Genomic DNA, 13,563 nt, shown 5'->3' on the forward strand with positions numbered 1-13,563 from the left:
CACGACCATGACCGATACCGACACGCCCGCACTAGCAAGCTAAAACCCCAAACGAGAGGAAAACGCCGTTACACCACTACAAGGGACTTGACCGAACACGAAGCTCGTCATCTCTGGATTCGGCTCATCATGCAACAACCTGTAGAGCGGATGGTCGAGCGCCTTCACCTTCGCACCATCACTGCTCTGCCGGTAAACATGCAACGGCAACCCCGCGATAGCTTCAGCGAGGATGCGCACGCAACTATAGACGGCAGTCATTTGCATCGCCGAGCGTTCTGTCACCGGACGGCCCGAGGTGGTGCCGCCGAAGAAGAAGCTATAGCCCGAGCTAATCGCGTGATCGTCGGCGGGGCGGGTGGTGTCGCCACGCAGCCAATTCAGGAAACCCATGCGGTGTCCTTTCACATGTAGAATTGGAATATGAAAGCGCCCTCAAAACAGTCGTGGGCACTGATGAGTGTTCTGCTAGTGGCATTTTGGTTGTTGCCGCTCATTTCCATGTGGATTAGCAGGCTGGGCGATCCCAACGCCAAGTGGTTCATCGCGTTGCTCTTCCTCGCGTTTCCACTACTCACCATCGTTTTGAGCGTTATCGATGGGGCACGCCACGGGTTCGGCTGGTGGTGGCTACTGGCTCCGTTCGCAGGGTTCTTGACCACACTGTTCGTGTACTACAACGATTCAGCCCTCATCTACGGCGTCGCCTACTCGATCTTGGGACTGATCGGCACAGGCATCGGCGCGTTCATCCATGCGCGTGCTCACAGTACGAGTAGGCCGCGTTCGTCATAAACACTGCCGCTGACGTGCCCGCTGCCGTTTCGGATAGCTCGGTCGAGGGCCATGATCGTGGCGACGACGCCGTCGATCTTCTCCGTGGACTTCTGCTTATCCGGCTTGATGTTGCCCGCTGGGTCGGTGCGAATGTGAATGTTGTCGACCATCCACGACAGGACTGGGTGCCCACCATGAGCCAGGCGACCTTCGAGTGCGAGCTTCATCAGCTCCTTCGACGGTGGGCTCATATCCTTAAAGCCCTGCCCGAAGGGGACCACGGTGAAACCGAGACCTTCGAGGTTTTGACTCATTTGCACAGCACCCCACCTGTCGAACGCAATCTCACGAATATCAAACCGCTCACCAAGGGTTTCGATGAAGGTTTCGATTGCGCCGTAGTGGACGACGTTGCCTTCCGTGGTCTGTAGAAAGCCTTGTTGTTGCCACAGGTCGTAGGGCACGTGGTCACGGTTAACGCGGAGTGTGAGGTTTTCTTCGGGTATCCAGAACCATGGCGCAATCACATACCGCTCGTCACCGGTTTCGGGTGGGAAGACGAGCACGAACGCCGTGATATCCGTCGTCGACGCAAGATCCAGCCCGCCGTAACACACGCGGCCCTCAAGGTCGGAAAGGTCAACAGGTGCGTTGTTAGCGTTCCAGACGTGCATGGGCATCCACCGCACACTTTGTTTGACCCATTGGTTGAGGCGAAGTTGTCGGAAGGTGTTTTCTTCGGCTGGGTTTTGTTTCGCGCTCGTGCAGGCTTGGCGAACCTTCTCGATCGGAACCGTGATCCCCAAGCTCGGATTAGCCTTATGCCACACTGCTTCGTCGGTCCAGTCATCTTCGCGGTCAGCCCCGTAAATCACCGGGTAGAACGTCGGGTCATGTTTCTTGCCTGCGAGGATGTCTTCAGCTTTCTCATGCTGCTCATAACAAATCGAATGCGTATCGGTACCAGCCGTCGTGATCAGAAAATATAGCGGCTGGGTGCGCGCGTCACCCGAACCCTTGGTCATCACGTCGAACAAGGCACGGCCCGGTTGGGTGTGCAGTTCGTCGAAGACGACACCAGAAATGTTGAACCCGTGCTTCGAATACGCCTCTGCACTCAGGACTTGGTAGAAGGAGTTGGTGGGTTTGTAGATGATCCGCTTCTGCGAGGCAAGAATCTTGACACGCTTGGACAAGGCGGGGCTCATGCGGATCATGTCCGCTGCGACCTCAAACACGATCGAGGCTTGCTGGCGGTCTGCCGCGCACCCATAGACTTCGGCGCGTTCTTCACCATCCCCGCAGGTGAGCAGGAGCGCGACTGCGGCGGCGAGCTCACTTTTGCCCATCTTTTTGGGTATCTCGACGTAGGCGGTGGTGAATTGGCGGTAGCCGTCTTCTTTGACGGTGCCGAACAGGTCGCGGATGATTTGCTCTTGCCAGTCGATGAGCTGGAAGGGCTGTCCTGACCAGCGGCCTTTGGTGTGTTTCAGGGCTTGGATGAACGCGACCGCGAAGTCTGCTTTACGCTTGTCGTAGCGTGAGCCTGTGGCCATGAATCGGGTCGGCGTGTAGGTGTCGAGAGTGCGCATCACACCCTTCAGGCTCCTTCCTGTGCTGGTTAGTTGGTGTGGACAAGCGCCCAGGCGATGGCGTGGCCGGCGTCTTCGAACAGTTCGTCAGCCTCGGCGACCAGGGTAAGTTCGCATTCAATGAAACTGCGAACGTCCGGTCCCCAGCCGCCGATGGGCTGCTCGGCGAGCTTGTAGACGCGGGCGTCGTTTCCGATCCGGCCTTTGCCCAGGTGCCGGTATGCCGAGGCGAGGACGAAGTCTCCGTAGGTGATCACCGTGCCGTAGCTGTCGGTCGCCATCTGCAGCTGCTCCATCGTGGTCTTGCCGTTGTTCATGACTTTCTCCTTGTCCTCTTGTTCGGTCATGTACATACAGCCATAGGTGTGCGCGGTTATCCAGCCGTTTTCGGCGTATTTACACAGGAAGAATAGAGATTCTGATCTCTTGCATATTTCCCGTTTATTCGGCCTGTGTGGGCGTGGTTTTCCACGCCGCATTCCCTTCCAAGTTGGTCAGCAGGACTCGGCGCACGTGCTTGTAGCTGTCGCCGATCATGCCCAGGCGTAGGAGCCAGCAGCGCATCGCATACTTATCATTCCCTGGTTCAGGTGGTTTCGGTGAGATGCGGGTGGAGGTCTTGGCTTGCTCGATCATGAGCTGAAGGAGCACACTGGCCGCCTCGATCACCTCCGCGTCAGGAAGTTGTTCGAACCAGGCAAACTCAACCGTTCCCTCCACCGCATTCAAATTCATCGGAGTGGCCGGAATGCCCAGCGCCTTAGCGATGAGTTCTCCCTTGGCGGCGAGCAGGGCTTCGAGCTTCGCGGCTGTGGCTTCGTCCCAACCTGTCGTGGGGAAAGCAAGCGTCAGCCCGTACTCCTCGCTCGTGGGCGCGAACCCGGCCTTCTGTGTGGCTTCAATGAGCGCTTCGGCGTCGATGTCCTCTGGGAGGTGAAGGGTCCAGTCCCGGTCCAACCGTGCATCTCCGATCTGGTAGTCGAACGTGGGTGCTCCCGCATAAACTGCCGTGAGACCAAGGTGAGCGGCGATGGTGTTGGCGAGTTTCTTACGCCCGCTCTTGTTCGGGACGAACGAAATTTGGTTCATGCCGCCACACCCTCACCGTCAAACCAAGACTCGACCAGTTGCAGGTAGCCGGTTGCGTCGTGTTCGATTGCCCCGGCAACCAGCGGGAAGTTCCACTTTCGTGCAATGTCGAGGGCTTCCTCGACGTCCCAGATATTGATGCCCGCTTCGAGCATCTCGCTGATCTCAATATGTAAATCACTCATGACCATCCTCCATCTCCTCTTTCCTCTAGTTAGGGGGTCGTTTGGTCATGTACATACAGCCATAGGTGCGAGCGCTTATCCAGTCCTTGCGCGAGCAAAATTCTTCAGTCTTTCAAGGACGTGGCGAGCCACGGGCAAAGCGATCCCGTTGCCCCACAACTTGTATTGCGCCGAATCCGACGTCGGGTCTGCGAGCCAGCTGGCGACCTGCTTGCGGGAGCGCGGCCTAACGCCTCGGAGGCGGTTCCATTCGGCCCACACGTCCACCCAGTAGTCGAGCTGGGCATCGGTGGGGTCGGTGATGGCGAGCTGGTCGCACCAGTCGTCGGGGAAGCCCTGCAACCGGGTGCACTCGACCGGCGTCAACCGTCTGGGGCGCAGCGACGAGCTGGCGACCATGGGCGGGTCGGTGTAATCCGTGGCCAGCAGCGCACCTGCCTGATCCTTGGTGGTGCGGGTGAAATAGTCGGCCTTGGATGCGGCATAGACGGGTTCCAAGATGACCATGCCGCCTTGGTTGCAGGTCGGCTCTCCGCCTTTCAGGTCGAGGGTTTTCGACACTTCTGCTTCGTAGCCGTAGTGGCCGCCACCGCTGCGGGACTGGTGGATCGAATTCAGGCCAAACACCCTGCGTTCCTCTGGGGCGTCGAGGAGGATGGGGACGTTGGTGGGTGAGTTGCCCATCCGGGCAGTCAGCGTCTGCACCACCCCCAAGGAGTTGACGGTCAACCTCGAGTCCTGCGGATGATGATCCATCAATATCACCGAGCTGCTACGGCCTCCAAGGCTTGCTTCAGGGGTGTGGGCATGGTCTTGTTCTTGCGTGCCGCCCGATTCAGGATTCCTTGGCAGGCTCGCGGGCTCAAAAAGAATCTCGGGTGCGGATCGGCCTGCAAAATCTGCGACAAGGTAGATGCGGCGGCGTCGTTGGGCGAGGCCGAAATGTTGCGCATCGAGTACACGCCACGCAACCGAGCATCCGCCTGCCACGACGGTCCCAGCGTCGGCCCACCGCGTGTCAGGAACAGGCACGTCAGGGACGGACGGCGCGACGACCTGGATGAGGCTCGTGAGGACGGCGGCGAAATCCGCCCCTTGGTTGGAGGAGAAGGCTCCCGGCACGTTCTCCCAGACAGCAAATCGGGGATATTGGTCATTAGTCGCCTCCCTCATTTCCTTGATGATGCGAACAGCCTGAAAGAACAGGCCGGAACGTGAACCTGCCAGCCCGGTCTGCCGTCCTGCGACCGACAGGTCTTGGCACGGCGACCCGAACGAGATGATGTCCACCGGCTCGATCACGGTGCCGTCGATAGTGTTGACGTCGCCGAGGTGGGTGACCGCGGGCAGACGGGTGGTGGTGACGAGGATCGGAAACGGCTCCACCTCGGACGCCCAGACGGGGCGGATACCGACGTTGAGGGCGGCGAGTGGGAAGCCGCCCGACCCGTCAAACAGAGAGCCAAGCGTCAACGCGGTCATGTGGTGCCTCGATCCACTGCCTTCACGACATCCAGGTAGGCGAGCTGCTGGCTGTCGCGGAGACACGTGATTCCTGCGGCGTCTCCGGTGGCGTCGGCGTAGCGGCGCAGGATCACGGAGGCGTATTTTTCGTCGAGTTCCATGCAGTAGGCGATGCGGTCGGTTGCCTCAGCTGCCATGAGTGTGGAGCCTGAGCCTGCGAAGGTGTCGAGCACGATCGTGTTCGCCTGGGTGGAGTTCCCGATCGGATACGCCAACAAATCCAGCGGTTTGGAGGTGGGGTGGTTAGCGTTGCGGCGGGGCTTGGCGAAGTTCCAGATCGTGGTTTGTTTCCGGTCGGCGTACCACTTGTGCTTACCCGTCTTCACCCACCCGAATAGCACCGGCTCGTGCTGCCACTGATACGGGGAACGTCCCAATACGAGGGAATCTTTAACCCAAATACAACAGCCCGACAGGTAGAAACCAGCATCTTGAAAAGCGCGACGGAAGTTCAATCCTTCAGTGTCAGCGTGGAACACATACGCGGATGCGCCCTTCTCACACACGCCCACCATGTTCGAAAACGCTGATAGCAGGAAATCGTAGAACTTATCGCCATCCATCTTGTCGTTCTTGATGGACAATCCGGATCCTGATTCGAAGGCGACGTTATATGGCGGATCGGTCAACACAAGATTCGCACGCTTACCATCCATCAACAACTCGACGTCCTCGGCGCTGGTGGCGTCGCCGCACACGAGTCGGTGGCGGCCAAGCGTCCAGATATCCCCACGCTCCACGAAAGTAGCAGCTTCTAACGCGGCGGTGAGGTCAAACTCGTCATCCTCCACCTCACCCTCATCCAATGAGCCGATAAGCTGCGCGATCTCAGCGTCATCGAAACCGGTGAGTTCAGCGTCGAAATCCGAAGCATCGAGGTCGGCAATCAAGAGTGAGAGTTTGTCCTGGTCCCATTCGCCGCTGATCTTGTTGAGCGCGATGTTGAGTGCTTTCTCGCGCGTCTCATCCAGCTCCACGACGATCACGTCCACGTCCGTGTGGCCGAGGTCTTCGAGCACTTTCAAGCGCTGATGACCACCAATGACATGCCCGGTGGTGGAGTTCCAGATAACGGGCTCGACGTAGCCAAACTCGGTCAGGGATCGCTTGAGCTTCTCGTATTCGGGATCGCCGGGCTGGAGGTCTTTACGAGGGTTGTAGTCAGCGGGCTTCAGCTCAGCTATTGGCATTGTTTTCATGAGCATGCTTCTTCACCGCCTTCCCTAAAGCATTAACGTGAGCGAACGAGCTCTCCCAGCGCAGACCGGCATGGCCGAAGTGACCGTAGGTTGAATACTGTGTAAAGCCAGGCTTGCGAAGGTTCAAGGCGTCGATGATTGCTCCGGGGCGCAGCGGAAACACTTCCCGTACAGCAGCAGTGAGGATCTCGTCAGAGTATTCGCCGGTGCCGAGGGTGTCGATGGTGAAGGCGACCGGATCAGCTTTCCCAATCGCATAACTGATCGCCACCTGACACTCATGAGCCAGACGAGCGTCGACGATCGTGCGGGCGATCAGGCGCGTCATATAGGCACCCGAACGGTCAACCTTCGAGGCGTCCTTGCCCGAGAACGCGCCACCACCATGGAGCGCGAGTCCGCCGTAGGTGTCGACCATCAGCTTGCGGCCCGTCAGACCCGTGTCTGCTTTCGGCCCACCAACCGTAAAAGATCCGGAGGGGTTGACGAGAATCTCGGTGTCGGCGCTGATCGACAGGTACGGTTTGCACGCGGGTGCGACGATCAGTGTTTTGACCTCAGCTGCAAGCTCATCCAGATCCTTGATCTTCTCGTGTTGGATCGACACCACCACCGTCTCAACCGCCACGGGCCTACCAACATCGTCGTAACGAACTGTCACCTGCGCCTTACCATCGGACTTGATCCCGGTGATCGTGCCGTCCTTGCGCGCCTTATCGAGGCGGGCGCAAATCTCGTGTGAGAGCACAAGCGGCAATGGCAAACGCTCCGGGGTCTCGACCGTGGCGTAACCGAAGACGGTGCCTTGGTCACCTGCTCCTTGGAGGGCGAATTCGGTGTCGTCACCGAACCGTGCTTCGAGCGATCGGGTGACTCCTGCGTTGATGTCTGGGGATTGGCGGTGTGTCCAGACGAAGACGAGGAACTTCCACGGCACATAACCCGCCTTTACCAGCGCGTAACGCACCGATTCACGAATACGCGGCCGGCAGGTAGTGGTGATTTCACCTGTGACGATAATCCGTCGCCCAGATGCCATCACTTCTACTGCAACGCGGGCAACAGGATCCTCATAGAGGATATCGTCAAGGATCGTGTCAGCGATCAGATCGCAGAGCTTATCGGGATGGCCGACACACACGGCCTCAGCAGTCTTCGTAACAGACATACACACACTCACTTTCAGATCAAAAGGGGCGAAACAAAACGCCCACCCGTCAAACACAGGCAGGCACGAAAAAGGGTTGTTTTAGGAGCGGGCTTTGAGCAGTTGCTCCATCACGTCATCACCAGGAGCTGCGCCCGAGTAGTCGGTGGTGCAGGTGGCGCGCACGATCTCGTAAATCTCATACCAATACACATTCGCTTGCTTCCCAAACGACTGGCTCATCGCCACAAATGGGCTAGCGATCGCGGCACCCGTGGTCGGATGCTTGCCAAGCAGGCCGAACTTGGAGATCGCCTGCTCGCACTGCACATAACGCGCGAATGCCTGCGCATAGGCTTCAATCAAGCGCGGTGCAACAAACTGGGAACAGCCGCGTTGGTCGAGCCATTGCCATGTTTCTCGGTAGACGAGGTCAGCGCCGAGTGGTTTGCCGTCGCGCTGAATGTCGGAGAGATAATCCGATGGTTCAGGCATGGTCTCACCAGAAAGTACCGCACCGTCTCCAATGTCTGAGCCTTCAAAGTCGAACGGCTCATTCAGCGGATCCTCAAGCCGTGTGGTTGGGCGGCCTGCGGCGAGCTTCTCGTTCAGCGGGTCGGGTTTCGCTCCCGCACGGACGCGGCGTCCGCCTCGGTTCGTTCCGTCTTTCGCCACGGCGTAAGCCTCCTCTACTAATTTCGTGCCGTCTTGTGTTGTAATTAGGTATGGGTCGAGCGAAAATGAAAACGGAACTGTTAGAAGCAACCACTTCCCAATGGGATGTGCTGCAAGCATTGATTGACTCCATGCGACCAGAGATAGAAAAGGTCAGCCTGTTTTTCGGTGCTGACTTCGACCGTCCTGAACCCCACTGGGGCAGAGACAAGAACCTACGCGATGTCCTTGCCCACCTATACGCGTGGCAAAAGATGCTGTTCGACTTTGTTGACGCTAATCAAAACGGGACCGCCCAGTCATTCCTGCCCGCACCTCACACGTGGCGAACCACGCCAGCACTGAATACGGAAATCTGGGAGCAATACCAAGACACGCCACTGGGCGACATACAGGAGATTCTGGCCTCGAGCCATTCGCAGATCATCGAGCTCATCGGCAAGTTCACCAACGAGGAGCTATTCACCAAGAAGTATTTCCCCTGGACAGGCGGCACATCGCTGGGCTCCTATTTTGTGTCGGCGGCGCCTAGCCACTACGACTGGGCGATTAAGAAGCTCCGCGTCCACAATAGCCAACAAAACAAATTCCTGCCTCAGGATAGCGCTCAGCGGTTTCCTATTACGTGGCAGTTTAGACAGGCATGGAGACAGTTCTAACATCGATGAGATTTCAGTCAATAGTGAAGTTGGCTTATCTCTGACTAGGTATGGTGAGGGAAAGGGCACTGATGCGTGATATCGTCAAAATCGCTCTGGTCTATGCCGTATGTGTGCTGGTATTCCAGACTGTTTTTCTCAGCGACCTGGTGTGGGTGCTGTACCCTGCGGTAGTCATTGAACCGATTCTCATAGCTGTAGTCGCATTATTAATCACCCGGAAAATCCAGGTAGCAGACTGGCAGCTAAACTTTTTTGTTTTGCCACTCTTGCTTTACTGCTTTGGCTTGGTTGCTGACATTATGTCATTTTGGATTTCAACTGGAGGCAGCGTGTTTTCAACCGGAAATCACATTTGGTATCCAGTAGCTCCAAATTCCCCTTGGGATGTTAAATGGTGTGGACTTTATGGAATCCCAGCTGTTATTTTCATGGCAGGCTACCTGATTCGTTTAGCGATACGAAAACGGGTAGCCTGCCATGTTTCTGACTCTAATGATCCATCAGAAAATGAAGTTCGCTAGTTTTTCACAGGCTTTATTAATCACCTCTGAGGAAATTGAACCAGCTAGCTTTCGCCTTAGAACCCCACCTGGAACTCCTGACATGACTGAAACGAATGCTGTCAACGCTCCTGAAGCATTTGAGGCATTAACACTGCTGGCGATCCGCTTGAATCTGTTGGCTAGTTTGCTGGAGTTGTTGTAGTACTCACGCAGTGTTGCCGACAGAAGATGGCTGTTGGAATCATTGCCGTTTTCTAGCGTGTTGGCGATGATAATGGCGTCTCCATCACAGCAGAGGTCGTCACGGTTACAGTTGTTTCCTACCGATTCCCATTCTCCCTTGTCGTTTTTCTTGTCAAGTACTAACCCCTTCAAGCCAGGATGCTGACGGTAATCGTTACCTTGACCGACTAGGGCTGTGGCCACCTGATCCAGGTTCGCACTGGGATTCCACTCAAGCGTTTTCTGAATATTCTCCATGGCAGTAGCTAGGTCTCCAGCCCAGCCAGTCCACGCATCAGGGATAACATTCCAGTTGGTGTATCCAAGTGTTGTTGCCGCCAGATGCGCCAGATCAACTGATTCTCCGGTCTTGTCGGTCATGGATTGCCGCCAAGTGTTATCAATATAGCGATTCAATGCTGCGATGATCTTCTTGCCTACAGCGTCCTTCTCAAGTACGCTCGCGTCAGCACTCCTGAAACTTTCTGCAGACACGGACCAGTTCACCGCAGATCCACTACCACCGTCACGCAGATAGGCTTTTGCTAAATAGTTGAGTATGCAACGCCAAGTCGGAACAGCAATCCACGTTCCCGCACCATGAGAACCCGCAACGTAGTCTTTTCCAACCTTGCCACTGGCACGAAGTTCTTCGAAGCGTTTCTCTAAATGCCAGATCAGATCAATCGGAGCCAACTTGTTGTAGTCAATGCTGGTGTCGGGCCCAGCGCCACCGGCACTCGAAGGAGCAACATGATCCACTGCTGGAGCTTGACCTGAATAGGCGACCCGATCAAGGTCAAAACCAGCACCCTTGTAGTCACTGATTTCAGTGAACTGGTCATAGTTCCAACTATCAGGAATAGGGAAGCCGAGGTTGCCAGAAAATCCTGTAGACATGTCCGAGACGAACGCGCTTCCAGCGTAGCCGGCTTTAATGATGCGGCTACAAATATTGCGTGATGCGTAAATACCCACTTTGTATCCGCCTCCCAGGCTTCCACGCACACCCTGAAAATACGGAAGAATATGACTTGTGACCTGAGGGTCTGTCGCATCGAAATCAACAGCGAAATAAATATACGTTCCCGGAATACCCAGTCGCTGGGCTGCTTGCCTTGCAAGCGTGGCATGGCGAGTTCCGTTTTCTCGAGTGAAGTGGCGCAATTCGGTGGAATACTCTTGGAATATCGGGAAGAACTTCATCCCACCTTTCGTGATGCGTTCAAGTTCTCCGGGGCGAATAGCTTTGAAATAGTCAGACGGATCTTTTGAATCCTGATTCGGCTCAGTCAGGTAACGTCCTACGATCGCATAGCCGTTCGCCTTAAGTAGGTTGAGTCGCTCAGCCGTAATCTCGAAGCGTGTATCGCATGCTTTACAGGCGCGATTCGGATCACCTTTCGAGGTCAACAGGCTCATCCATGTAGTCGAGTCGACCACCCCGCTTCGTGGGAGCTGATACTTTGCTTGGAATTGCGGAACGAACGTTGACAGTGCGGTTTGTGCAGAAGGATAGATATCGGGAGAAATCCGATTACACACTAGAGCAACCTGAGCTAGCCAAGCCCACTTCGGTAAACTTGCCGCATTGCTGGGTGTAACTATTGTTAGACGCGCTTTGGTGCCATTGCCGAAATTACCTGTGGCTTCCGCAGGGCTAAATCCTTCAATGGCTTGCAAGACCTGAATCAGAGCAGTATTCATTTCCCGACCGTAGAGTCCATCGGTTGGGATGATTCCGGTATAAGCGCGATACTGTTGGTTGATTTGTTGCTGTGCTTGCCGAATCGCTGAAATGCCCCCATAAGAGCGAAGCAGGACGAATTGCTGCATTGACAACAGCGCTTTCATGACGTCGAGCGTCACAGTGGAATCCCCACCAATGCCCATGTCGCTCTTAAGCTGTTTGATAGCCTTTCCAGTTCCGCTATAGAAGTGAGTCGTGATATCGCTGGCACCAGCAGAATATCCCTTACACCACAAGGCGCCTTGGATAATGCCGTACACATTAGAAGTCTCCTGCGCACCGTCATCCTGTTGGTGGATGCCGTTAGGCCACCGAGACTGGAAGCGACTGATAGTTCCCGGTCCGAAATTGTTCGCCGTTGTCGTAATACCCAGCTCGATTTGCAGAGCCCGAATCAAAGCGTTGACCGTGCCCCAGCCGGTATATCCGTCCTCTACGACTGAACCGAATCCAGCCTTGCTCCTATAGGTGCGATTGAGCCATTGCTGTGTTTTTAGCACCATTTGATCTGTCATGATTCCTCCTTTTTAGAAACCAGTTTGTTAACTCAAGACAGGCGAACACCTGACAGGGAGGGATCCAGAACACCGGATGAGAAGCTCCAGAGTTTTCCGCCCTCACCTGTACGTCCCTGGCAAACCCAAATCCGGACGGACAAAACACAAGAAAACCGAGCAACACTCAGCGGGATTTCACCCCTCACTGGCACTGCCGACAAATAACGAAGTGTTAATACCCTGTTTGATTCAGGAACTTTGCGCGCGGTTGGCCCCGCCCGCTGACCTTCGCCAAGGCTGTAGAGATTCGATGCCCCCAACCCCTAACCGAATCCTCGACTGGTTCCGTAACTTGGCGTGGGAACAAGGTCAATATTTTTAGGGTGGGGAAGTGCTTAGTGGTTATGTCGCGATTTTCAAAAAATCTAGTAGGTGTAGACCTGAAGGGCTTGCCTCCATCTGTCACCGTCTAACGCGCTCTGCCTGGAGTGGCAGGGTTTGCACAGGCTGCGCAAGTTGGAAAAGTCGTGGCTGCCACCGTGCTCAAGCGGGAGAACGTGGTGAACCTCTTGGACAGGCATATAGCTGCCTTGCTCTAGGCAGTCTTCGCACAAAGGATGTTGTGCGATGTAGGCGGCGCGGATCTTGCGCCAACGCGCGCCGTAGCGGCGGTTGATCTTCGGATCACGCTGATACTTCCGATAGTGTGCGTCTTCCGCCTTCGCGTGCTGCTCGCAGTAGCGTTCGTGGGTGAGCTCTGGACAACCAGGGTGAGAGCACGGGGAGGCTGGTTTGACCGGCATCGCGTTACTCCTTCCCGGATGTGGTGAAGCCCCAAGATTCCCGTGTGTGGGTTCTTGGGGCTTCTCCTACTTTTCAACCACCTACATCATCTCAAAGGAAAAGGGCTAAATGCATCCGCCGTTCCTGACACCTTTTGGCGCAAGGGTGCAAACCCCTCACAAACGGCCGTAGAGAGCGGTCGCTAACCTAGCCAGTGCTCGGGACTTCTTCTGGTAGGCGGTGGTGCGTTCGACGTAGAAGTGGTTGCAGATCTGCTGGACCGCATCATCTTGTGTACCTTCGCCGAGGAAGAATGCCTCCAACACCAACCGGTCGTCCTCGGAGATGATTTCCCATGCTGGGAGGAACCAATCCATGTACTGACGGGCCTCCGCATACCGAGCCTTGTATGTGTCGATTCGATCGATCGTTGCAACGATCCTGTTCTCCGAAGCGTGTAGATCACCCGAGGGCGGTGTGCCGTCCATGCGCGGTGATGCTGGGCTGGCCGCATCAGCATAAGCAGTTTTGATGGCATCGTCGGTGGTGTCGATGATCTGCTCCATCACCGCATAATCCTGCAACGCCGCAATCGCGGCCTTACGAGTGTCGAGGTATTTCGTCATCACATGCATGAGCGTGTCCTTTCAGTGGTTGTGTGGATTTCTTGTGCGACCGCGTCAATCAACGCAGTCTGCGTAGCATCCTTCGCATCAAGCGCACGCAAGACGGCTTCATCGAGCGTCCCCTCGGTAACGAGGTGGGTGATGGTGGCTGGTTCGGTTTGCCCTTGCCGATAAAGCCTGGCGTTCGTCTGCTGGTAAAGCTCCAAAGACCAGGTGAGCGAAAACCACACCAGCAGATGCCTGGATCGCCCCGAGTTTGGTGGAGAGTTCATAGCGGTACGTCAGCCACCACTGGCCGACTGGTTTCAGTGTAGTAGTGTTCCTCGAACTGC

Annotated in this window: 15 protein-coding genes and 1 pseudogene; 3 read left to right on the top strand and 13 right to left on the bottom strand. The window is 56.0% G+C overall.

Annotated features, from left to right (window positions below):
* Positions 1-39: 39 nt before the first annotated feature.
* Entirely contained in the window at positions 40-393 is a 354-nt protein-coding gene (locus BSZ39_RS10160) for a phage portal protein (protein ID WP_281247137.1), read from the bottom strand.
* A 30-nt stretch (positions 394-423) separates the two neighbouring features.
* Here BSZ39_RS10160 and BSZ39_RS10165 point away from each other — a divergent pair, with 30 nt between their 5' ends.
* Complete coding sequence (locus tag BSZ39_RS10165) at positions 424-795, top strand: DUF2651 family protein (protein ID WP_073717225.1); 372 nt, start codon at positions 424-426, stop codon at positions 793-795.
* On the opposite strand, the gene BSZ39_RS10170 is transcribed toward BSZ39_RS10165, so the two are convergent.
* The 8 genes from BSZ39_RS10170 to BSZ39_RS10205 form a co-directional block, all read right to left on the bottom strand.
* Positions 765-2,369, bottom strand: a complete 1,605-nt coding sequence (locus BSZ39_RS10170) for a terminase large subunit (RefSeq protein ID WP_073717234.1) — start codon at positions 2,367-2,369, stop codon at positions 765-767. The genes BSZ39_RS10165 and BSZ39_RS10170 overlap by 31 nt on opposite strands.
* Positions 2,370-2,398: 29 nt before the next feature.
* Positions 2,399-2,722 (bottom strand): Nmad4 family putative nucleotide modification protein, encoded by a 324-nt coding sequence (locus BSZ39_RS10175; RefSeq protein WP_187343243.1) that lies wholly within the window; start codon positions 2,720-2,722, stop codon positions 2,399-2,401.
* 88 nt (positions 2,723-2,810) lie between these two features.
* Positions 2,811-3,458: a hypothetical protein gene (locus BSZ39_RS10180; RefSeq protein WP_070448213.1), complete on the bottom strand. Its 648-nt coding sequence runs from the start codon at positions 3,456-3,458 to the stop codon at positions 2,811-2,813.
* Entirely contained in the window at positions 3,455-3,643 is a 189-nt protein-coding gene (locus tag BSZ39_RS10185) for a cell division protein (RefSeq protein ID WP_070448258.1), read from the bottom strand. The genes BSZ39_RS10180 and BSZ39_RS10185 overlap by 4 nt, the downstream gene beginning before the upstream one ends.
* 75 nt (positions 3,644-3,718) lie before the next feature.
* The gene (locus BSZ39_RS10190; protein ID WP_006680351.1) at positions 3,719-5,125 is read right to left on the bottom strand and encodes a DNA cytosine methyltransferase; all 1,407 of its coding nucleotides are present in this window, start codon (positions 5,123-5,125) and stop codon (positions 3,719-3,721) included.
* A complete protein-coding gene (locus BSZ39_RS10195; protein WP_006680352.1) occupies positions 5,122-6,372 on the bottom strand; it encodes a site-specific DNA-methyltransferase in 1,251 nt (416 codons plus the stop codon). The genes BSZ39_RS10190 and BSZ39_RS10195 overlap by 4 nt, the downstream gene beginning before the upstream one ends.
* Positions 6,344-7,534: a methionine adenosyltransferase gene (metK, locus tag BSZ39_RS10200; RefSeq protein WP_073717226.1), complete on the bottom strand. Its 1,191-nt coding sequence runs from the start codon at positions 7,532-7,534 to the stop codon at positions 6,344-6,346. Before metK ends, BSZ39_RS10195 begins: the two co-directional genes overlap by 29 nt.
* 81 nt (positions 7,535-7,615) lie before the next feature.
* A complete protein-coding gene (locus BSZ39_RS10205) occupies positions 7,616-8,188 on the bottom strand; it encodes a P27 family phage terminase small subunit (RefSeq protein ID WP_073717227.1) in 573 nt (190 codons plus the stop codon).
* Between the two features lie 65 nt (positions 8,189-8,253).
* Between BSZ39_RS10205 and BSZ39_RS10210 the strand changes: the two genes are divergently transcribed.
* Entirely contained in the window at positions 8,254-8,847 is a 594-nt protein-coding gene (locus tag BSZ39_RS10210; protein WP_245792491.1) for a ClbS/DfsB family four-helix bundle protein, read from the top strand.
* Between the two features lie 71 nt (positions 8,848-8,918).
* Entirely contained in the window at positions 8,919-9,371 is a 453-nt protein-coding gene (locus BSZ39_RS10215) for a hypothetical protein (protein WP_073717236.1), read from the top strand.
* Here BSZ39_RS10215 and BSZ39_RS10220 read toward each other — a convergent pair.
* The 4 genes and pseudogenes from BSZ39_RS10220 to BSZ39_RS14665 all read right to left on the bottom strand — a co-directional run.
* A complete protein-coding gene (locus BSZ39_RS10220; RefSeq protein ID WP_073717229.1) occupies positions 9,351-11,840 on the bottom strand; it encodes a glycoside hydrolase domain-containing protein in 2,490 nt (829 codons plus the stop codon). The two genes, BSZ39_RS10215 and BSZ39_RS10220, sit on opposite strands and share 21 nt — an antisense overlap.
* A 407-nt stretch (positions 11,841-12,247) precedes the next feature.
* Positions 12,248-12,625 (bottom strand): HNH endonuclease, encoded by a 378-nt coding sequence (locus BSZ39_RS10230; protein ID WP_073717231.1) that lies wholly within the window; start codon positions 12,623-12,625, stop codon positions 12,248-12,250.
* Positions 12,626-12,781: 156 nt separating this feature from the next.
* Positions 12,782-13,231, bottom strand: coding sequence for a hypothetical protein (locus BSZ39_RS10235; RefSeq protein ID WP_245792492.1), 450 nt, complete (start codon positions 13,229-13,231; stop codon positions 12,782-12,784).
* Positions 13,231-13,470: pseudogene (locus BSZ39_RS14665) on the bottom strand (ATP-dependent helicase); the annotation flags it as partial. The gene BSZ39_RS10235 and the pseudogene BSZ39_RS14665, both read right to left, overlap by 1 nt.
* Positions 13,471-13,563: the final 93 nt, after the last annotated feature.

The organism is Bowdeniella nasicola (genome assembly GCF_001907295.1).
In the GTDB taxonomy this organism is placed as follows: domain Bacteria; phylum Actinomycetota; class Actinomycetes; order Actinomycetales; family Actinomycetaceae; genus Bowdeniella; species Bowdeniella nasicola.